Origin of the sequence: Streptomyces sp. E11-3, from assembly GCF_046540415.1 — a bacterium.
Lineage (GTDB): Bacteria > Actinomycetota > Actinomycetes > Streptomycetales > Streptomycetaceae > Streptomyces.
In genome coordinates this window covers 897,379-917,833 of record NZ_JAZGRL010000002.1, presented here as the reverse complement: position 1 = coordinate 917,833, position 20,455 = coordinate 897,379, and the positions used below count along the sequence as shown (strand labels likewise).

At 72.8% G+C, this 20,455-nt stretch carries 13 protein-coding genes and 3 pseudogenes; 10 read left to right on the top strand and 6 right to left on the bottom strand.

The genetic code is table 11. The features are described from left to right. Positions 1 to 88: 88 nt before the first annotated feature. Positions 89 to 1,279, bottom strand: a complete 1,191-nt coding sequence (locus tag U9R90_RS22980; RefSeq protein ID WP_411058547.1) for a CaiB/BaiF CoA transferase family protein — start codon at positions 1,277 to 1,279, stop codon at positions 89 to 91. A gap of 132 nt (positions 1,280 to 1,411) precedes the next feature. Continuing rightward, positions 1,412 to 2,608: a type ISP restriction/modification enzyme gene (locus U9R90_RS22975; RefSeq protein WP_411059776.1), complete on the bottom strand. Its 1,197-nt coding sequence runs from the start codon at positions 2,606 to 2,608 to the stop codon at positions 1,412 to 1,414. 361 nt (positions 2,609 to 2,969) lie between these two features. Here U9R90_RS22975 and U9R90_RS22970 point away from each other — a divergent pair, with 361 nt between their 5' ends. The 3 genes from U9R90_RS22970 (at position 2,970) to U9R90_RS22960 (ending at position 6,641) form a co-directional block, all read left to right on the top strand. After that, positions 2,970 to 4,625 carry a LuxR C-terminal-related transcriptional regulator gene (locus U9R90_RS22970; RefSeq protein WP_411058546.1) on the top strand — a complete coding sequence of 552 codons (1,656 nt, stop codon included), beginning with the start codon at positions 2,970 to 2,972 and terminating at the stop codon, positions 4,623 to 4,625. A 182-nt stretch (positions 4,626 to 4,807) separates the two neighbouring features. Next, a complete protein-coding gene (locus tag U9R90_RS22965; protein WP_411058545.1) occupies positions 4,808 to 5,680 on the top strand; it encodes an alpha/beta fold hydrolase in 873 nt (290 codons plus the stop codon). Positions 5,681 to 5,774: 94 nt separating this feature from the next. After that, the gene (locus U9R90_RS22960; RefSeq protein WP_411058544.1) at positions 5,775 to 6,641 is read left to right on the top strand and encodes a class I SAM-dependent methyltransferase; all 867 of its coding nucleotides are present in this window, start codon (positions 5,775 to 5,777) and stop codon (positions 6,639 to 6,641) included. Here the strand turns inward: U9R90_RS22960 and U9R90_RS22955 are convergent. Continuing rightward, positions 6,616 to 7,365, bottom strand: coding sequence for a GntR family transcriptional regulator (locus tag U9R90_RS22955; protein ID WP_411058543.1), 750 nt, complete (start codon positions 7,363 to 7,365; stop codon positions 6,616 to 6,618). The genes U9R90_RS22960 and U9R90_RS22955 overlap by 26 nt on opposite strands. Before the next feature lie 12 nt (positions 7,366 to 7,377). Beyond that, positions 7,378 to 8,739 carry a homogentisate 1,2-dioxygenase gene (hmgA, locus tag U9R90_RS22950; RefSeq protein ID WP_411058542.1) on the bottom strand — a complete coding sequence of 454 codons (1,362 nt, stop codon included), beginning with the start codon at positions 8,737 to 8,739 and terminating at the stop codon, positions 7,378 to 7,380. A 150-nt stretch (positions 8,740 to 8,889) separates the two neighbouring features. Here hmgA and U9R90_RS22945 point away from each other — a divergent pair. Continuing rightward, positions 8,890 to 11,052 (top strand): annotated as a pseudogene (locus U9R90_RS22945) (right-handed parallel beta-helix repeat-containing protein); the annotation flags it as partial. A 433-nt stretch (positions 11,053 to 11,485) separates the two neighbouring features. Here the strand turns inward: U9R90_RS22945 and U9R90_RS22940 are convergent. Continuing rightward, a pseudogene (locus U9R90_RS22940) lies at positions 11,486 to 11,578 on the bottom strand (pentapeptide repeat-containing protein); the annotation flags it as partial. A 36-nt stretch (positions 11,579 to 11,614) separates the two neighbouring features. On the opposite strand from U9R90_RS22940, the gene U9R90_RS22935 reads away from it, so the two are divergent. The 6 genes from U9R90_RS22935 (at position 11,615) to U9R90_RS22910 (ending at position 19,480) form a co-directional block, all read left to right on the top strand. Further along, positions 11,615 to 12,433, top strand: coding sequence for a cupredoxin domain-containing protein (locus tag U9R90_RS22935; RefSeq protein WP_411058541.1), 819 nt, complete (start codon positions 11,615 to 11,617; stop codon positions 12,431 to 12,433). Beyond that, a complete protein-coding gene (locus U9R90_RS22930; protein ID WP_411058540.1) occupies positions 12,430 to 13,746 on the top strand; it encodes a hypothetical protein in 1,317 nt (438 codons plus the stop codon). Before U9R90_RS22935 ends, U9R90_RS22930 begins: the two co-directional genes overlap by 4 nt. A 167-nt stretch (positions 13,747 to 13,913) precedes the next feature. Then, positions 13,914 to 14,477, top strand: coding sequence for a TetR family transcriptional regulator (locus U9R90_RS22925; RefSeq protein ID WP_411059775.1), 564 nt, complete (start codon positions 13,914 to 13,916; stop codon positions 14,475 to 14,477). 38 nt (positions 14,478 to 14,515) lie between these two features. Next, positions 14,516 to 16,864, top strand: a complete 2,349-nt coding sequence (locus tag U9R90_RS22920) for a molybdopterin oxidoreductase family protein (RefSeq protein ID WP_411058539.1) — start codon at positions 14,516 to 14,518, stop codon at positions 16,862 to 16,864. Between the two features lie 46 nt (positions 16,865 to 16,910). Beyond that, entirely contained in the window at positions 16,911 to 18,299 is a 1,389-nt protein-coding gene (locus U9R90_RS22915; protein ID WP_411058538.1) for an aldehyde dehydrogenase family protein, read from the top strand. Between the two features lie 101 nt (positions 18,300 to 18,400). Next, positions 18,401 to 19,480: a Zn-dependent alcohol dehydrogenase gene (locus U9R90_RS22910; protein ID WP_411058537.1), complete on the top strand. Its 1,080-nt coding sequence runs from the start codon at positions 18,401 to 18,403 to the stop codon at positions 19,478 to 19,480. Here U9R90_RS22910 and U9R90_RS22905 read toward each other — a convergent pair. Next, positions 19,477 to 20,416 (bottom strand): annotated as a pseudogene (locus U9R90_RS22905) (DMT family transporter). The gene U9R90_RS22910 and the pseudogene U9R90_RS22905 sit on opposite strands and share 4 nt — an antisense overlap. Positions 20,417 to 20,455: the final 39 nt, after the last annotated feature.

Genomic DNA, 20,455 nt, shown 5'->3' with positions numbered 1-20,455 from the left:
CCGTCGGTACGGCGCCGCTCGCCCCACCAGGTCTGATCCGCCGTGACCCGTTCCGGCCACCCTCCTGAGACGGTCACACCCTCCCGCTTCAGGCGATCACACCGTCCCGGCGCATCGCTGTGATCTCCGCCTCCGTCATCCCCACGGCCCGCAGTACCGCCCCCGTGTGCTCGCCCAGCGCGGGCACCGCCCCCATCGCCGGCTCCACCGTGCCCGGCATCGTCACCGGTGGCAGCATGCCCCGCAGCGGCCCGACCGGTGAGTCCACATCCCGCCAGCGCGCTCGGGCCGCCAGCTGCGGATGCGCGGCGACCTCATGGACATCCCGCAGGCGGGCACAGGCGATTCCGGCCCCCTCCAGCCGCCGCAGCGCCTCGTCCGCGTCCAGCTCCACCAGCGCCTTCGCGACCAGCGCGTCCGTCCGTTCGCGGTGGGCGGTACGCGCCGCGTTCGTCGCGTACACCGGATCGTCGGCCAACTCCGGCCTGCCGATGACCTGTTCGGCCAGCCGCCGCCACTCCCGGTCGTTCTGCACCGACAGCAGCACCCGCGCCCCGTCCGCCGTCGGATAGGCGTCGTAGGGGGCGATGACGGCGTGCGCCAGACCGGCGCGCGCCGGGGCTGTGCCGCCGTGCATCGCATGGTGCAGCGGATGCCCCATCCACTCGGCCAGCGCCTCCAGCATCGAGATCTCCAGCGGCCCGCCGACACCGGTCGTGGCGCGCCGCAGCAGGGCGGCGAGCACACCCGAGTACGCGTACATCGCGGCCGCGATGTCGGCGGCCGGAATCCCGGCCTTCACCGGCTGCTCCGGTGTCCCCGTCACCGAGACCAGACCCGCCTCGCACTGCACGAGCATGTCGTACGCGCGCTTGTCGGCGTACGGGCCGCCCGCTCCGTACCCCGATATGTCCACCGCGACCAGACGCGGATGGCGGGCGCACAGCGTGGCCGCGTCCAGGCCGAGCCGGGCGGCCGCACCCTGTGCGAGGTTCTGCACGAACACATCCGCGTCCGCGATCAGGCGCTGTACGGCCGCCAGCCCTCGAGGGTCCTTGAGATCTACGGCGAGGCTCTCCTTGCCGCGGTTCGCCCACACGAAGTGCGAGGCCAGGCCGCGCGCCGCGGTGTCGTAGCCGCGGGCGAAGTCGCCGCCGTCCGGGCGCTCGACCTTGATCACCCGGGCTCCGAGGTCCGCGAGCTGACGGGTGGCGAACGGGGCCGACACGGCCTGCTCGACGGCGACGACCGTGATGCCGTCCAGGGGAAGTGGCTGCATGGTGCACGATCCTCACCTGGCCTGCCGCCGTTGTCACCCCCGTGCTCCCGGCTGTCACCCCCGTGCTCCCGGCCCGGCCGCGAGGACTCGGTCACCCGGGGTCACACGTGGTCACGCGGGGTCACGCGTGGTTCACAGCAGGGCGAACTGCCCGTCCGGGCCCTCCTCGTGGTGATCGAGGACCGAGGCCGGCCGCAGGGCGGAGTCCGGGGGCGGCAGCACCCCGGCCCGGTGCAGCTCCGCCGCCGTGATCCCGCCCTCGACGGCCACGGCCAACTCCTCCTGCCGTGGCCGGAGTTCGGCGAGCAGCGCGAGCACGGTGATCAGCTCAAGGAGTTCGGAGGTCCAGGCCTGCGGCCAGGCGGCCGGGCGCAGCGCCTCCAGGGTGCCGGGCTCGGCCGGTGTCGTACGCCGTTCGAACCAGAGCTCAAGGACCCGTACGCCGCTCACATGGAAGTCCCACGCCTCGGGCGGTACGGGGGAGATTCGGCCCTCGCCGATGAGCAGGGCCTCCTCGTCGCGGTCGTAGAGCAGCTCGCCGGGGCGGTCCGTGAGCGGCGCACGGACGTACGGGCGACGGCCGCCCGGGAGCTTGGGGCGCTCGCCGGTGCGCAGCTGGAGCCAGAGCAGACGGTGGCCCAGCTCCACGCCGTGCGCCCAGATGTCCGGGTCGGCCGGGAGCGGCACCCGGCAGCCGGCGGCGGTCGGGCGGACCGTGGCCAGCGTCCAGGTGAGGAGCTGCTCGGCGGTGACGGCCGCGCCGAGCCGCTCGCCGACCAGCCGCAGCAGCCCCGGCACCAGGTTCGGTTCGATGCCACCCGGACGGCGGTACAGCGGACGGATACGGCCGGGCCGCCCGGCGGGGGAGCGGCCCTCGGGCAGCAGCGCGGTCGCGATCAGCGCGGGGCCACCGGCGCCGGGCACGTACCCCTGTTCGACCAGGAACAGCTGGTGGGGGTCGGCGACCCGCCACAGCTCGGGGCGGGCCGCGTCGATCAGCCGGTGATCGGGGATCAGCCACTGCTCGTCGAACGGTCCGTGCAGCACCCGTACGGGTTCGGGGCAGGGCCCGGATGCGCGGGCCAACCGCCCGGTACCCGAGCGCTGTCCCGGCAGCTGGGCGACCGCGCTGTGCAGGGTGCGGGACCTGCTCGGCCGCAGCAGGGCCTCCCGGTCGGCTCCTTCGGCGCGGACGAAGGCGTCCCAACGAGACCTGAGGGATGCCGCGTCCGGCGCCATCGGCCAGGCGCGGCCGAGCCGCAGCGGTGCGACGGACCACGGCATGAGGTCCGCGAGAAGCGGTGCGTCGTCGTGCGTCACGCCCAGCATCGTACTCACGCACGACGACCGTGATCAGAGGGCCGACCGGCCGCCCTGATCCTGCGGGCAAGGGGCCGCGCGGGCCTTGCGCCGCTGCCGAGCCGGGCCTGCGTGGGTGCCGCGCCCGGCCTAGGCCCTGTCTTCAAACTCCCGCCGTCCGCCCGGAGGGCGGGCCGTGCGGCGAGAGTGCGTGCCAGGCGTCGCACGGAGGAGGGCACCTCCCGCTCGAGCGAAGCCGAGAGTGGGGGAGGGAGTTTGAAGACAGGCCTCCCGCTCGAGCGAAGCCGAGAGTGGGGGAGGGAGTTTGAAGACAGGGCCTAGGGTGGACGGGGAGCAGGCAGGACATCACCCCTGGCCCGAGGAGCGCGCGATGGCGGACCGACCGGCTGCTCGTGGTGTGCTCGCGGAAGGGCGCGATGCGTACCGGCGCCGTGGCTGGTCCGAGGCCTACGACCGGCTGTCGGCCGCCGACGCTCGGGCGCCGCTCACGGCCGATGACGTCGAATGCCTGGCCACCGCCGCGTATCTGAGCGGGCACGAGGAACCGGCCTTCCGCGCCTGGGAGCGGGCCTGCCTCGCCTTCCACGAGGAGGGTGTGACCGGCCGCGCCGTGCGGTGCGCCTTCTGGCTCGGCCTCACCCTGGCGCTGCGAGGCGGGCACGCGCGGGCGGGCGGCTGGTTCACCCGCGCGGCCCGGATCCTGGACGAGTCGGGCGAGGACTGCGTGGAGCGCGGCTATCTGCTGGTGCCAGGCGGCGTCCAGGCCCTAGGGACCGGGGACTTCGACCGGGCCCGCGCCGCGTTGACCGAGGCCGAGCGCATCGCCACGCGGTTCGGGGACGCCGACCTCGCGGCGCTCGCCAGGCTCGGCCAGGGGCAGGCACTCATCGCCGCGGGAGACGCCGCGCGCGGTACGGCTCTGCTCGACGAGGCGATGGTCTCCGTGACGGCAGGAGAGGTCTCCCCGGTCGCCTCGGGCATCGTCTACTGTGCGGTGATCATCGCCTGCCGGGAGACATTCGACGTGCACCGCGCCGCGGAGTGGACGGCGGCCCTCAGCCGCTGGTGCGAAGGGCAGCCCGGCCTCAAGCCCTACCGCGGTCAGTGCCTTGTCCACCGGTCGGAGGTCATGCAGCTGCGCGGTGCGTGGTCCGCCGCACTGGACGAGGTGCGGGAGGCCTGCGCCCACATGGCGGACGGCACCGATCCGGCGCTGGGCATGGCCCAGTACCAGCGGGCCGAACTGCTCCGGCTGCGCGGCGCCTTCACCCACGCCGAGGAGGCCTACCGTCAGGCCGAACGCTGGGGCCACCCGCCGCAGCCAGGACTCGCGCTGGTGCGACTCGCCCAGGGCCGCACCGCCGACGCCGAGGCGGCCGTCCGCAGGGTCGCGGCACAGGCCGAGGGCGACCGGGTGCGGCGCGCCCGGATTCTCGCCGCCTACGTCGAGATCGTGCTGGCCGCCGGTGACACCGGTGGCGCGCGGGAGGCCGCAGACGAGCTGGGCAAGGCGGCCGACGACCTCGGATCGCCGTATCTGCGCGCGGTCGCGGCGGGTGCGCGTGGTGCGGTGCTGCTCGCGGAGCGGGACGCGTCCGGCGCGTGGGAGGCGCTGAGCGCCGCCCGGGCGACGTGGCAGGAGCTGCGGATCCCGTACGAGGCGGCGCGGGTGGGTGTCCTGATGGCCCAGGCGTGCGCGCTGCTCGGCGACCACGACACGGCCGAGCTGGAGCTGGACGCCGCCCGCACGGTCTTCGAGCAGCTCGGCGCCGCCCCGGAACTCGCCCGTGTGGAGCGGCTGTCCGGCCGGTCGTCGAAGCCGCCCCTGCCCGGCGGGCTGACCGCGCGCGAGGCGCAGGTGCTGCGGCTCGTCGCCGGGGGCGCCACCAACCGGGAGGTCGCCGCCACGCTCGTGATCAGCGAGAAGACCGTGGCCCGCCATCTGAGCAATATGTTCGCCAAGCTGGGCGTCTCCAGCCGGTCCGCGGCCACCGCGTACGCCTACGAGCACGGCCTCGTGCGGTAGGGCTGTCGTAGCTGCCGCGCATGGGTGGTTCGACCCATGTTTTCCGCCCGGCCGGATCTGCGTGATTCGCCCGATGCGGCGCGGTCGCCGTCGGGCGAAGACTGTTCGTGCGATATCCGAGGGAGCCGGTACTCGAAGGCCGGTACCCGAAGGAGCCGGGGGGCCTCGGAGAGGAGGCAGTGATGAGCACAGCCACCGCACAAGACGCCAGGCGGCAGCTGGTTGCGGACATTCCGCTCACCGAGCACCGGCGCGACCTCGCCGGTGTGTCGACCGCCGCCCTGGAGGGCGGCAGCGGGCCACCCGTGGTGCTTCTGCACGGCGTCGGGCAGTCCTGCACCGTGTGGATCCGGGTGGTCCCGCAGCTGGTGGGCACCTGCTCGCTGGTCGTTCCCGACCTGCCGGGACACGGCGAGTCCGCCATCGAAGACGACCGCCCGCCCACCGCGGACCTGGCGGTTCAATGGCTCACGGCACTCGTCGACGAGACCTGTGCCACCCCGCCCGTCCTGGTGGGACACAACATCGGCGGTGCGATCGCCGCCCGGTTCGCGGCCGCACACCCCGAGAGCCTCGCGGGACTCGTCCTCGCCGATGCCTTCGGCCTGGGCCCCTTCCGTCCGGCGCCGCGGTTCGCCCTTTCGGTCGCCGCCTTCCAACTGCACTCCACCGAACGCAGCCGGGACCGCATGCTCGGCCGGTGCATGGTGGACTTCGACGGCGTGGGCCGCGATATGGGCCAGAGCTGGGACCGGATCGCCGACTACACCCTGGACCGGGCCCGCGCACCTGGTGCGAAGGCCCGAGGCCGCGCCTTGATGAAGGCACTCGCGATGCAGCCCGTCTCCGACGCCGACCTCGACGGCATCACCGTCCCCACCACGCTGATCTGGGGTCGCCAGGACCCCGAGACGCGGCTGAGGTTCGCCGAGCGGGCCGCGGCACGGTACGGCTGGCCGCTGCACATCATCGAGGACTGCGGCGCCGACCCCAACCTCGAACACCCGAACGCCTTCGTGGCCGCGCTGCGCACCGCGCTTCCGGCCTCCCGGTAAGGCGGACACCCAGTCCGGCAAGGCGGACACCCAGTCCGCTAAGGCGGACACCCAGTCCGCTAAGGCGGACACCGAGCAAGGAAGGAGCACGGCCATGACCGCTCCCACTCAGTACCCGGCACCCGAACAGACCCGCGCTGCCTGGGACACCATCGCCCCCGCGTTCGACCGGAACATCACGCCGCACACCCTCCTGTTCGGCGACCGGATCCTGTCGCGCGTACGGCTCGACCCCGGCACCCGGCTGCTGGACGTGGCCGCCGGCAGCGGCGCCCTCGCGCTCCCGGCGGCGCGCCGCGGCGCACAGGTCGTCGCCGTGGACATCGCACCGGCGATGGTGGACCGGCTCGCCCGGCGCGCCCGTGCGGAGGGCCTGACAGCGGTCCGTGCGCTCGTCATGGACGGCGAGCACCTGGAGCTGGACGACAACACGTTCGACGTGTCCGTGTCGCTCAACGGCGTCTCGCTCTTCCCGGACCTGCGGCGCGGGCTGGCCGAGATGCAGCGCGTCACCCGGCCCGGCGGCACCGTGCTGGTGGCCGCGTTCGCCCAGCCGCAGAAGGCGGAGTTCATCGCCTGGACGGCGGGCGCCCTGAGGGCCGCCGTACCGGGTTTCGTGCCGCTGCCTACCGACCCGCCCCCGCTGCCGTTCCAGCTCGCCGACCCGGACCGGTTCACGGCCAAGCTGCGGGAGGCGGGGCTGGAGGACGTCGCCGTGCGCGGGGAGGTGCTGGATATGTCCTTTGACTCCGCCGCGCAGCTGCTGGACGCGGTCCGCAGCAGCCACCCGATCGGCGCCGGGTGGATCGCCGGGCTCACCGGGCCGCAGACCGCCGAGGTCACTCAGATCCTCGACGGCATGCTCCGCGAACGCTCCGGCGGCGGCCAGGGTGCCGTCCTGCACACAGAGTTGAACATCGGCACCGGCGTGGTTCCTAGTGGGCGTCCAGGGTCACGGTGAACGAGAAACGGTCGCCGCGATAGTGGATGCGCGCCACGTCCAGGACCCGGCCCTCCTCGTCGTAGGTGACGCCGGTGTAGTGCAGGATCGGGCTGAGCAGCGGGACTTGGAGGAGGCTCGCGGTCTCCGGGTCGGCGAGGCGCGCCTCGACCGTGTCCGTGATCCGGCTGATCCGCACCCCGACCCCGTCGCGCAGCACCTTGGTCATCGGCCAGCGGGCCAGATCGGCGAGGTCGATGCGCTCGGCGACCTCGGGCCGTACGTAGTTGCGCGCGTGGTTGGTCGGCTCGCCGGTCTTCTCGTCGCTGCGCAGCCGGTGGTACGTCGACACCCCACCCGCGTCCGGGAAGTACTCGGCGAGCTCGGGCGGCACCGGGACCGTGCCGTGGTCGAGCAGTTCGGTGGACATACCGGACTGCTGGGCCACGATCGCGTCCACCGAGCCGAGCAGCCGCACCGGACTGCCGCGCCGCGCGCTCGGCTCGATGAAGGTGCCGCGCCGCCGATGCCGACTGATCAGGCCCTCGTCCTCCAGCTCCTTGAGCGCCTGCCGCATGGTGAGCACACTGACGCCGTAGTGCAGCGCGAGCTGTTCCTCGGTGGGCAGCCGTAGCGGCGCCTCGGGCGGGCGCCCGAGTATCGAGGCACGCAGCGACTGCGAAACCTGATACCACAGAGGCAACTTGCGATTAAGGACGATCGAGTCCGGGGCAAAGGCGGTCACGGCTGCTCCGTTTTACGATCGACTGTCATCACTGGGGGAGTATCCCTCAGATCCCCAGTGCCGCTGGAGCCCCTGCCACACGTCGTCGTACCCCTGCTGGAGATGGTCCGCCGTCGCGGCGTGCGGGGCGAGGGTCACCGGCCACCGCGTCTCGAACATGAACGCCAGGCCGTCGTCGACCTTCTGCGGCGTGAGCTCGGCGGCGCTGGCCCGGTCGAAGGTCTCCCGGTCGGGGCCGTGCGCCGACATCATGTTGTGCAGCGAACCGCCGCCCGGAACGAAGCCTTCCGCCTTGGCGTCGTACGCGCCCTCGATCAGGCCCATGTACTCGCTCATCACATTGCGATGGAAGTACGGCGGCCGGAAGGTGTCCTCGCCGACCAGCCAACGCGGCGCGAACACCACGAAGTCCACGCCCGCCAGACCTGGGGTGTCCGACGGCGAGGTGAGCACCGTGAAGATCGACGGGTCGGGGTGGTCGTAGCTGATGCTGCCGATGACGTTGAAGCGGCGCAGGTCGTAGACGTACGGCAGATGGTTGCCGTGCCAGGCGACGACATCCAGCGGGGAGTGGTCGTACGTCGCCTTCCAGAGGTTCCCGCAGAACTTGTTGATCACTTCGACCGAGGCGTCCGGGCCCTCGACCTCCTCGTACGCGGCGACGGGCGCCAGGAAGTCACGGGCGTTCGCGAGGCCGTTGGCGCCGATCGGGCCGAGGTCGGGGAGCTGGAAGGGGGCGCCGTAGTTCTCGCAGACATAGCCGCGGGCGCTCTCCTGGAGGAGCTCCACGCGGAAGCGGACACCGCGCGGGATCAGTGCGATGTGGCCGGGCTCGGCGTGCAGCAGGCCGAATTCGGTGCGGATCAGTAGCCCGCCGTATTCGGGGACGATCAGCAGCTCACCGTCCGCGTCGCTGAACACGCGGCGGTCCATGGCGGCGTTGGCGTGGTAGAGGTGCACGGCCATGCCGGTGCGCTGGGTCGCGTCGCCGTTGCCGCCGAGGGTCCACAGGCCGTCCAGGAAGTCGGTGCCGGGCGCGGGCTCGGGCAGTGGGTTCCAGCGCAGCCGGTTGGGGTCGGGGACGGTCTCGGTGAAGGGCGCGGTCCGCAGGGCCCCGTTGTCGGTGCGTACGAACGCCGGGTGCGAGGCCGACGGGCGGATGCGGTAGAGCCATGACCTGCGGTTGTGCGCGCGGGGCTCGGTGAAGGCGGAGCCGCTGAGCTGCTCCGCGTACAGCCCGAGTGGGGCGCGCTGGGGCGAGTTGCGGCCGAGCGGGAGGGCGCCGGGTACCGCCTCCGAGCTGTGCTCGTTGCCGAATCCGGACAGCCCGCCGAGCCCTTGGGCCGTCTTCCTCGCCTGCTCGATGCCGCTCATCGTGACCGCTCCTGGGTGCCGAAGGATTCCTATGGACAACCGTAGGATTCCTCGGGGTGCCCGTCAACGGTGATCGCTGCCGCGCGAGGCCGGAAAACTCCCTGTGCGCGGGGGGTTCCAAAAGATGAACAATCCTCTACTCTCTCGCGCATGTCATGGACCCGCTGGACCCGCAGGTTCCTTGCCGTCGTGGTGGCCCTCGCCCTCACCCTGGCCGCCGCCGCGGCGGCCACGGCGCACGAAGAGCGGCCCGTCGACTTCCCGGACGGCTCCGGAAGCGTCCCCGAACACCGCGGCGGCGAGCCGGACCTGCTGGTCTGCAAGACCGACCGGGGCGCCTTCGAACGCCGGATATCCGGCTTCCCCAAGGAGCTGCGCGAACGGAACCTGAAGCTGTTCACGCGCTGCGTGGACGACGGCTACCGGCACCTCCAGGAGGCCGTGGACGCGGTCGACAAACCGGGCATGAACATCGCGATCCTGCCCGGGCTCTACGAGGAGGAGCCCTCGCAGCCCAAGCCGAAGGGCGCCTGCGCACGCCTGAAGGCGCCGAAGTCCGCGCTCGGCTACCAGGTCCTGTCGTACGCGCAGCAGAAGCGGTGCCCGCACAACCAGAACCTGGTCGCGATCCTCGGCAAGAAGGACCTGCAGATCGAGGGCACCGGCGCGGAGCGGACCGACGTCGTGATCGACGCCAAGTACCGGAAGCTGAACGCCGTACGCGCGGACAGCGCCGACGGCATCTACTTCAGGAACTTCACCGCCCAGCGCACCACCTTCAACTCGCTGTACATCCTCGCCGCCGACGGCTTCGTCATCGACGACGTACTGACCCGCTGGAACGACGAGTACGGCTTCCTCACCTTCGCCAGCGACCACGGGCTCTACAAGGACTGCGAGTCCTACGGCAACGGCGACTCCGGCATCTATCCGGGCAGCGCCTCCGACATCAACACCGGCCGTGGCTATGACGTTCCGCGCTACTCGATCGAGATCACCGGCTGCCGCAGCCACCACAACATGGTCGGCTACTCGGGCACGGCGGGCGACTCCGTCTGGGTCCACGACAACGAGTTCGACCAGAACATGGGCGGCGCCTCCATGGACTCCGCTTTCCCCGGACACCCCGGACTGCCCCAGAACCACGCCAAGTTCGAACGCAACCTCATCCACGACAACAACCAGGACTACTACCGGTACGTCGCCGACGGCACCTGCGCCAAACCGCCCGTGGAGCGCGGCTACGAACGCGGCGTGGTCTGCCCGCAGATCTCCATGCCGCCGGGCACCGGCATCATCACCGCGGGCGGCAACTGGAACATCTACGAGAAGAACTGGGTGTACGGGCACGACCGCGCGGCCTTCTTCCTGAGTGCCGTACCCGCCTTCATCCGGGGCGAGTCGGCCTGGTCGAAGCAGGGCGACACCTCCCACCACAACCGGTACGCGGGCAACTACCTGGGCGAGGACAAGCAGGGCAAGTCGCGCCCCAACCGCACCGACGTCTGGTGGGACGGGCAGGGCGAGGGGAACTGCTGGCAGTCGGACGCGGGGGCCTCGTCGCCGCGCGCCCTGCCCGAGTGCGGCGGTCGGCGCGGCGCGGTGTCCGGCGGCTCCGACCGGCTGGCCGGAGAGCCCGCCAAACTCGCCCACCTGCTGGTCTGCGCCGACTACGACGTCCAGGCCCGCCGCCTTCCGGCCGGCTGCGACTGGTACGGGGCGCGCGGCATCGAGCGGATCGAGGTCCAGCTCTCGCTGGGTATCGCGGTCGTGCTCGCCCTGGTCGGGGGAGTGCTGTGGCGGCGCAGGCTCCGCCACGACCGGCTCGCGACCATCGCTTCGGCGGTGGGCGCGGTCGGGCTCGCGCTGGACGTCGCGGGCGCGACGACCAGCCTCGCCGCGTCCTACGTCCCGGCGCTCGCCCTGCTGCTCATCGGCGCCTGGTGGACGGGCATCGGCCTTGCCCTGCGCCGGTCCGGCCGCCCGGTCCTGGGCTGGACGACGGTCGCACTCGGCGTGCTGACCCTCCTGGACGCCTTCGACAAGGCGGTCCTGATGATCCCCTGGATTCCGCTGGGCCCGGCCTGGTTCCGCGGACTCCTGGGCGTGGTCTGGGTGCTGTGGGCGGTGATCGCCGCGGCGGGCCGCGACATCGCAACCCCGGACACCGACACCGGCACAGGCAGCCGCCCCGCGCCAGGCCCCCCACCCCACACGCCGGAGGGGACCCCGGCNCCGCTTGCCGCACGACCGCGTCCCGGAGGGCCGCGCCTCGGGGGATCGCGCCTCGGGGGATCGCGCTTTGGGGGGCCGCGCTCCGGAGCGCCGCGCCGCGAGCGGCCGCTTGCCGCACGACTGCGTCCCGGAGGGGCACGCTTCGGGGGGCCGCGCTTCGGGGGATCGCGCTTTGGGGGGCTGCGCTCCGGAGCGCCGAGCGGCGAGCGGCCGCTTGCCGCACGACCGCGTCCCGGAGGGCCGCGCCTCGGGGGATCGCGCCTCGGGGGATCGCGCTTTGGGGGGCCGCGCTCCGGAGCGCCGCGCCGCGAGCGGCCGCTTGCCGCACGACTGCGTCCCGGAGGGGCACGCCTCGGGGGATCGCGCCCCGGAGCACCGAGCCGCGAACGACTGCTCGCCGGGGTCCCGAGCCCCGCAGGACCGCTCGCCGGGGGTCCGCTCCCTTGGGAGCCGCTCCCTGGGGGAGCGCGCCTCGGAGCGCCGAGCCGCGAGCGACCGCTCCCCAGGGGTCCGAGCCCTGCAGGTCCGAGCCGTGCAGGACCGCGCCCCGCAGGACCGCGCCCCGCAGGACCGAGTCCCTGGGGACTGTTCCCCGAGGGGCCACGCTCCCGGGGGTCGAGCCCCTGGGGGCCGCTCCCCGATGGGCCGTTTCGCCCGTCGGGTCGCGCTTCCGCTCGTCGTCGTACTCCTCATCGGCGCCGCCGCCGGGTGCGGTGGCCGCCCCACCACCCACCACAAGCCCGGCACGAGCCACGAAGAGGCCGAGGGCCCGGTCGGCGAGCTGCTCGACACCCGGGACCAGAGCGGCCACCGCTACCGGCAGGTCGCCAAGGAAGGCGCGCCCGAGGTCGCGCTCACCGTGCGCCCCGACACCCAGGACGGCTGGAACCTGCACCTCTCCGTACGGAACTTCCGGTTCACCCCCGACAGCGTCGGCGGTGCGGCCCTGCACGGCACGGGCCACGCCCACCTCTACCTCGACGGCCGCAAGGTCGCCCGGCTCTACGCCGCCTGGCACCACCTGCCCGGCCGACTGGTCGCCAAGGGCACCCACGAACTCACCGTCCGCCTGTACGCCGACGACCACACCCCGTGGGCGGTGGACGGCAAGCCGATCGAGTCCACCGCGAAACTCACCGACTCGGGCACCTCGGGAACCTCGGGCAGCGACCACGACCACCCCGAGGGAGACGAGGCCGACCGGACCGTCGAGATCACCGTCGCCGACGGCAAGGTCAACCCCGCACCGGGCCGGGTCGACCTCAAGAAGGGCCAACGGGTCCGCCTGAAGGTCACCAGCGACCGCGCAGACACCCTGCACGTCCACGGCTATGACAAGGAGACGCCCCTGCGCGCGGGGGACACCGCCACCCTCACCTTCACCGCCGACCGCACCGGCCTGTTCGAGGTCGAGACCCACGCCTCGAAGCTCGTCCTCACCCAACTCGCCGTCCGGTGACGGAATCGACGCACCCCACCGTCCAGTCCGCGCGGTGGCTCGCCCACGGTGTCGGGTCCCAGCACGACCTGCCGATCTCTCCCTTCTACGCCTACGCCGGTGCCTTCGCCGCGCTCTTCGTCTCCTTCCTCGCGCTCGGTCTGCTCTGGTCCACGTCCCGCCTCCGCGGCGACCGCGCGGGCCTGCCGCTGCCCGCCCCGCTCCAGCGCCTCGCCGACGCCCGCGCCACCCGCGTCGCCCTGCGCGGACTCGGCCTTGCCGCCGCCCTGTTCGTCGTGCTGCACCTCCTCTTCGGCCCGGACGACACCGGTCGCAACCCGGCCCCCGGCGCGGTCTATGTGCTGTTCTGGGTCGGCCTGGTCCCCGCGTCCCTGCTGCTCGGCCCTGTATGGCGGCTGCTCAACCCGCTGCGCGCCGTGCACGCCCTCGCCTGCCGTGCCCTGGGCCGCGCCCCCGCCGCCGGTCGCCGCCCGCTGCCCGCACGCCTGGGCCTGTGGCCCGCCGCCATCGGCCTGCTCGCCTTCACCTGGCTCGAACTCGCCGCTCCCGAGCCCGCATCGACCACCACCCTCCTGACCTTCCTCGCCGCCTACACCGCCGTCCAGCTCGCCGCGGCCGCCCGCCACGGCGACCGGTGGTTCGCGCGGGGCGACGCCTTCGAGGCGTACTCCACACTGCTGGCCCGGCTCTCCCCACTCGGCCGCCGCAGGGACGGACGCCTCGTCCTGCGCAACCCGCTCCACGGCCTCGACGCCACCGAGCCCGTCCCCGGCCTGGTCGCCACCGTCTGCGTCATGCTCGGCTCCACCGCCTACGACGGTTTCTCCGACTCCCCCTCCTGGATCAACGCCCTGCAGACCTCATCGCTGGGCCGCACCGCCACGGCAACCCTCGGACTGCTCGGCGCCGTCGCGCTGGTCGCCGGGCTGTACTGCCTGTGCGCGGGCGCAACCCGCGCGATCTCGGGCCAACTGCCGCACCCCCTCACCTCCTTCGCGCACTCACTCGTCCCGATCGCACTCGGCTATCTCGCCGCCCACTACTTCACACTCCTCGTCACGGAAGGACCACGCACAGTCATCGTGGCATCCGGCACTGACAATCCACTCGCACCCCAGCCACCACTGGGCCCCGGCGGCCTCGCCACCCTCCAGGTCGTCGCGATCGTCACCGGCCACGTCCTCGGGGTCATCGCCGCGCACGACCGCTCCGTCCGCCTTTTCCCGCCCGCGCGAGCGGTCGCGGGCCAGCTTCCGCTGCTGGCCCTCATGATCACGTACACCCTCGGTGGCCTTGGGCTGCTGATCGCCTGACCCCGCACCGGGCGGAACGGATTCACCCGCACCTGAAAGGCAGCGACGGCATGATGGAGCCCGTGCCCCTGACCCAGCCGCACTCCGACACGCCGCACCCGGACACCCCGCACCCGGACACGCCGCACGCGACCCCGCCCCGTCCAGGCCCGCTCCGCCGCGAGCCCGTGCAGCAGCGCAGCGCGGAGCGACTGACCCGGATACTCGACGCCTGCGCGGCCCTGCTCGACGAGGTCGGCTACGACGGCCTCACCACCCGGGCCGTGGCGGACCGGGCGCACGTCCCCATCGGTTCGGTCTACCGGTTCTTCGGCAACAAGCGCGCCATGGCCGACGCCCTCGCCCACCGCAACCTGGACCTCTACGCCCAGCGCATCACCACCCGTATCGCGGACCTCGCGCGAGGGGACTGGCGGGCCGCCATCGACGCGGCGCTCGAGGAGTACGTGGCGATGAAGCGCACCGTCCCCGGCTTCACCCTCGTCGACTTCGGCGTCCCCGCGCAGTCCGGTGACGCCAACCACCTCGTCGCCGACCGGCTCGCCGCGCTGCTCGCCACCCACATCGACCGACCGCTCGACGACCGGGCCAGGCGCACGGTGCTGGTCGGCGTCGAGGCGGCGGACGCCGTACTGCAGCGCGCCTTCCGCGTCGATCCCGGTGGCGACCCCGACCTCATCGCCGAGGTCCGCACCCTTCTCCACGCGTACCTCGCCCGTACATTCGACTGACTCGCGGCGAGGGCTCCCCGACGTGCCTACCGGTCGGTATGCTCGATGCTGCCCCCGCGCCACCGCCACCGCCACCGCCGCCGCCCCGGGAGGGTCCGTTGTCCACGCACGACACACCCCACGCCGCATCCCGCACCCCATCCCGCACCGCCCTGCGTATCTGCCCGCTCTGCGAAGCCACCTGCGGACTGACCCTCACCATCGAGGGCACCAAGGTGACCGGCGCGCGCGGCGACCAGGACGACGTCTTCAGCCACGGCTTCATCTGCCCCAAAGGCGCCTCGTTCGGCGAGCTCGACGCCGACCCCGACCGCCTGACGAAGCCGCTGGTGCGCAGGAGCCCGGGCGGCGAGCTCGAAGAGGCGAGCTGGGAGGAGGCGTTCGACGCCGTCGCCGATGGCCTGCGCCCGCTGATCGAGGAGTACGGACCGAACGCCGTCGGCGTGATGCTCGGCAACCCGAACGTGCACACCATGGCGGGGGCGCTCTATCCGCCCGTGCTGCTGTCCGGCCTCAGGACCCGGAGCCTGTTCACCGCCAGCACCCTCGACCAGATGCCCAAGCATGTCTCCAGTGGGCTCCTGTTCGGCGACGCACTCGCCATCCCGGTGCCCGACCTGGACCACACCGACCACCTGCTGCTGCTCGGCGCCAACCCCCTGGAGTCCAACGGCAGCCTCTGTACCGCACCGGACTTCCCCGGAAAGCTCAAGGACCTGAAGAAGCGCGGCGGCACCCTCACCGTCGTCGACCCGCGCCGCACCCGCACCGCACGGCTCGCCGACCGGCACATCGCGATCCGCCCCGGCGCGGACGCCCTGCTGCTCGCGTCCCTGGCACACGTGCTCTTCGCGGAAGGCCTCACCGACCTGGGCGCACTGGAACCACACGTCGAAGGAGTGGCCGAAGTCCGGGACGCGGTACGAGACTTCGCCCCCGAAGCGGTCAGCGAGGCCTGCGACGTACCGGCCGACGTCATCCGTACGCTGGCCCGGGAGCTCGCCGCGGCACCCACCGCGGCCGTCTACGGCCGGATCGGCAGCAGCACCGTCGAGTTCGGCACCCTGGCCAGCTGGCTCGTCGATGTGCTGAACACCCTCACCGGCAACCTCGACCGCCCCGGCGGCGCCCTCTTCCCGCTCTCCGCCACCGACCGCGCTCCGCGCCCCGCGGGCCCCGGCAAGGGCTTCGCGCTCGGCCGCTGGTACAGCAGGGTCAGCGGCCACCCGGAGGCCAAGGGCGAACTGCCGGCGGCAGCGCTCGCCGAGGAGATCGACACCCCGGGCGAAGGCCGGATTCGCGCGCTGATCGCGATCGCCGGTAACCCGGTGCTCTCCGCGCCCGACGGCAACCGCCTCGACCAGGCCCTGGCCGGCCTGGACTTCATGGTCAGCGTGGACCCCTATCTGAACGAGACCTCGCGCCACGCGCGTGTGGTGCTGCCCCCGCCGCCCCCCGCGCAGAGCGCGCACTTCGACTTCGCCTTCAACACCTTCGCGGTGCGCAACCAGGTCCGCTACAGCCGCGCCGCCGTACCCCTTCGGGAGGGCGCGCTCGACGAGTGCGAGATCCACGCGCGGCTGATCCTGGCGGCGACCGGCATGCACGGGGCGCCCTCGGACGCCGTCGACACCATGGTCATCGAGAGCTCCCTCGCCAAGGCCACCGCCGACCCCCACGCACGCGTGCACGGACGCGACCCCAAGGAGCTCGCCGCTCAGCTGACCGGCGAGAGCGGACCCGAGCGCCGACTCGACATGATGCTGCGCCTGGGCCCCTACGGCGACGGATTCGGTACGGACCCTGACGGCCTCACCCTGAGCAAGGTCCTCGCCCATCCACACGGCATCGACCTCGGACCGCTGCAGCCCCGCGTCCCGCAGCGGCTCAAGACCCGCAGCGGCCGTATCGAGCTGCTGCCCGCGCCCATCGCCGCCGACCTGCCGCGGCTGCGCGGCGCGCTGACCGCCCGCCCCACGGGCTTCCTCCTCGTCGGCCGCCGCCATCTGCGCTCCAACAACAGCTGGCTGCACAATGTCCCCAGCCTCAACCGGGGCTCCAACCGCTGCACCCTGCACATCCACCCCGAGGACGCCGCCAGACTCGGCCTCACGGAGGGCGCGCCGGTCCGCGTCAAGGGCGACGGAGGAGAGGTCGAGGCACCGGTGGAGATCACCGACACGGTACGGACCGGCGTGGTGAGCCTGCCGCACGGCTGGGGCCACGACCGGCCAGGGACCCGGCTGTCCGTCGCCGAGGCGTCCCCGGGCGTCAACACCAACCAGCTCCTCGACGGCACCCGACTCGACCCGCTGTCGGGCACCGCCGTACTGAACGGCATCCCTGTCCAGCTGTCGGCCGGGGACCCCCTGGCGCCAGAAAACTAACAACGCTAGTTTAGGGGTCCGTACGGCAGGCCCCGGGAGGAACGCGATGAAGGCCCACGACGGCATGTACATCGACGGCGCATGGCAGCCGGCCGCAGGCAAGGACACGATCACCGTCGTGAATCCGGCCGACGACCAGGTGATCGCGCATGTCCCCGCGGGCACGGCAGCGGATGTGGACGCCGCGGTGCGCGCCGCCCGCGCCGCCTTCCCGGCCTGGGCCGCGACCCCGCCCGCGGAACGCGCCGCGCGGCTCGGCGCCCTGCGCGACGTCCTGGTCGCGCGCAAGGACGAGATCGCCGAGACCGTCACCGCCGAACTCGGCGCACCGCTGGAGTTCTCGCAGCTGGTGCACGCGGGCGTGCCGATCGCGGTGGCCGGTTCGTACGCCGAACTGGCCGCCTCGTACTCCTTCGAGGGGAAGATCGGCAACTCCACCGTGCTGCTCGAACCGGTGGGGGTGGTCGGCGCGATCACCCCGTGGAACTACCCGCTGCACCAGATCGTTGCCAAGGTGGCACCCGCACTCGCCGCCGGGTGCACGGTCGTCCTCAAGCCCGCCGAGGACACCCCGCTCGTCGCGCAGCTCTTCGCCGAGGCCGTGCACGAAGCGGGGCTGCCCGCAGGGGTGTTCAACCTGGTCACCGGCCTCGGCCCGGTCGCCGGCCAGGCCCTCGCCGAGCACGACGGCGTCGACCTGGTCTCCTTCACCGGCTCCACCGCGGTCGGCAGGCGGATCGGCGCCATCGCCGGCGCCGCGGTCAAGCCGGTCGCCCTGGAGCTCGGCGGGAAGTCGGCGAACGTCATCCTGCCGAGCGCCGACCTCGCCAAGGCGGTGAACGTCGGCGTGGCCAACGTGATGTCCAACTCCGGGCAGACCTGCAGCGCCTGGACGCGGATGCTGGTGCACGCCGACCAGTACGACGAGGCGGTCCAGCTGGCTGCCACGGCAGCCGGCAAGTACGGCGACCGCATCGGCCCCGTCGTCAACGCCAAGCAGCAGGCACGCGTGCGTGGCTATATCGAACAGGGCGTGGCCGAGGGCGCCAGGCTGGTCGCGGGCGGCCCCGAAGCCCCGCGCGAGCAGGGCTGTTTCGTCCGCCCGACCGTCTTCGCCGATGTCACCCCGGAGATGACGATCGCCCAGGAGGAGATCTTCGGACCCGTACTGGCCCTGCTGAAGTACGAGGACGAGGACGACGCGCTGCGGATCGCCAACGGCACCGTGTACGGCCTCGCGGGCGCCGTCTGGGCGGGCGACAAGGCGGAGGCCGTCGCCTTCGCGCGCCGCATGGACACCGGCCAGGTCGACATCAACGGCGGCCGCTTCAACCCGCTCGCCCCCTTCGGCGGGTACAAGCAGTCCGGCGTCGGGCGTGAGCTCGGCCCGCACGGCCTGGGGGAGTACCTCCAGACCAAGTCCCTCCAGTTCTGACCCACCCGCCTCATCCCACAGTCCGTTCGCCCACAGTCCGTTTGCCCACAGTCCGTTCACCCCACAGTCCGTGTCGTCCGAAGATCCGGGAGTACCCCAACGTGGTCCGCGCCGCCATCCTGCCCGCCGTCGGCTCCCCGCTGGAGATCGCCGAGATCGAACTGCCGGAACCCGGGCCCGGCCAGGTGCGGGTCCGCCTGGCCGCGGCCGGGGTCTGCCACTCCGACCTGTCGCTGTCCAACGGCACCATGCGGGTGCCGACCCCCTGCGTACTCGGCCACGAGGGCGCGGGCACAGTCCTGGAGACGGGCGCCGACGTCACCCATGTCGCCCCCGGCGACGAGGTCGTCCTCAACTGGGCGCCCTCCTGCGGCAGCTGCCACCACTGCCGGATCGGCGAAGTGTGGCTGTGCGCGGGCGCGCTCGCCGGGGCCGCGGCGGTGTACGCGCGCGGAGCCGACGGCACGGACCTGCACCCCGGCCTGAACGTCGCCGCCTTCGCCGAGGAGACCGTCGTCGCGGCGAACTGCGTACTCCCGGTCCCGGACGGCGTCCCGCTCACCGACGCCGCCCTGCTCGGCTGCGCCGTCCTGACCGGCTACGGCGCGGTGCACCACTCGGCCCGGGTCCGCGCGGGCGAGTCGGTCGTGGTCTTCGGCGTCGGCGGAGTAGGCCTGGCCACCCTCCAGGCCGCGCGGATCGCGGGTGCCCGGACGATCGTCGCCGTCGATGTCTCGCCGGAGAAGGAGCAGTTGGCCCGAGGGGCGGGCGCCACCGACTACCTCGTCGCGTCCGACACCACCGCAAAGGAGGTCAGGAAGCTCACGGGCGGCCAGGGCGCGGACGTCGCGGTCGAGTGCGTCGGGCGTGCCGTCACCATCCGTACCGCCTGGGAGTCCACCCGGCGCGGCGGCCGTACGACGGTCGTGGGCATCGGCGGCAAGGACCAGCAGGTCACCTTCAATGCCCTGGAGCTCTTCCACTGGGGCCGCACCCTGACCGGCTGCGTGTACGGCAACTCCGACCCGGCGGTGGACCTGCCGGTACTCGCGGACCACATCCGGGCCGGCCGCCTCGACCTCGGCGCGCTGGTGACCGACCGGATCGGCCTGGACGGCATCCCCACCGCGTTCGAGAACATGTCCGCGGGCAAGGGCGGACGAGCGCTGGTGATCTTCTAGTCCGTACGGCTGGGCGACACGTCCGTACCGGCCCGCGATGCGTCCGTACCGGCCCGCGACGCGTCCGTACGCCCCCGCGACCGCGACACCGCCACCCCCGCGAGGCAGATCGCCCCGCCGCCCCGCGAGGCAGATCGCCCCGCCGCCCAGCGTGAACCACCCCGGCACCTCGTCCAGGGCCAGCCACGACATCAGCACCACCAGCGCCGGTACCGCGTACGTCGTCGCGCCCATCCGGCCCGCCGTCGTACGAGCCAGCGCGTACGCCCACGTGGTGAACGCCAGGGCGGTCGGGAACACCCCGAGGTACACCATGTTGAGCGTCGCGGACAGCGGGGCACTCGCGGCCTCGGACATCAAGGCGCCCGCGAAGGGCAGACAGGCGACCGCGCCGATCAGGCAGCCGAACGTGGTCACCTGGAGCGGCGAAGCGTGCCGCAGCGCGGGCTTCTGGGCGACCACACCACCCGCGTACGACACCGCGGCCAGCAGGCAGAGCAGGACGCCGAGCACCGACGCGTCGCCCTCACCCGACATGGACAGGCCGACCACCGCCGCGCCCGCGAAGGAGACGGCCATTCCGGCCAGCAGCCGGGGCGGTAGCCCCTCCTTCAGCAGCCAGCCCGCCAACAGCGCCATCACCAGCGGGCCTACGTTGACGACCAGTGCGGCCGTGCCCGCGTCGACCTTCTGCTCACCCCAGTTGAGCACCACCATGTACACCCCGAACCACAGCAGCCCCGAGACGGCGATGCCCGGCCAGGCGGCACGCGGCGGAAGTCCTTCGCGCCGAAGCAGCAGTACGCACCCGAGGGCGAGCGCCCCGGCGAGCAGTCGGCCCAGCGCCAGCGCGCCCGGCGAGTACACCTCGCCCGCGCTGCGGATGGATACGAAGGCGGAGGCCCACAGGACGACGGTGACCCCCGCGGCGGCCAGCGCGAGCAGCTCGGTCCGGCGGGCGGGCGACGACGCGTC

What these genes read in the sequence shown, in the direction of transcription:
- U9R90_RS22970 (WP_411058546.1), top strand. Translation starts at nt 2,970, where the DNA reads ATGGCGGACCGACCGGCTGCTCGTGGTGTGCTCGCGGAAGGGCGCGAT.
- U9R90_RS22935 (WP_411058541.1), top strand. Translation starts at nt 11,615, where the DNA reads ATGGGCCGTTTCGCCCGTCGGGTCGCGCTTCCGCTCGTCGTCGTACTC.
- U9R90_RS22980 (WP_411058547.1), bottom strand. Translation starts at nt 1,279, where the DNA reads ATGCAGCCACTTCCCCTGGACGGCATCACGGTCGTCGCCGTCGAGCAG.
- U9R90_RS22960 (WP_411058544.1), top strand. Translation starts at nt 5,775, where the DNA reads ATGACCGCTCCCACTCAGTACCCGGCACCCGAACAGACCCGCGCTGCC.
- U9R90_RS22920 (WP_411058539.1), top strand. Translation starts at nt 14,516, where the DNA reads ATGCTCGATGCTGCCCCCGCGCCACCGCCACCGCCACCGCCGCCGCCC.
- hmgA (WP_411058542.1), bottom strand. Translation starts at nt 8,739, where the DNA reads ATGAGCGGCATCGAGCAGGCGAGGAAGACGGCCCAAGGGCTCGGCGGG.
- U9R90_RS22975 (WP_411059776.1), bottom strand. Translation starts at nt 2,608, where the DNA reads ATGCTGGGCGTGACGCACGACGACGCACCGCTTCTCGCGGACCTCATG.
- U9R90_RS22965 (WP_411058545.1), top strand. Translation starts at nt 4,808, where the DNA reads ATGAGCACAGCCACCGCACAAGACGCCAGGCGGCAGCTGGTTGCGGAC.
- U9R90_RS22915 (WP_411058538.1), top strand. Translation starts at nt 16,911, where the DNA reads ATGAAGGCCCACGACGGCATGTACATCGACGGCGCATGGCAGCCGGCC.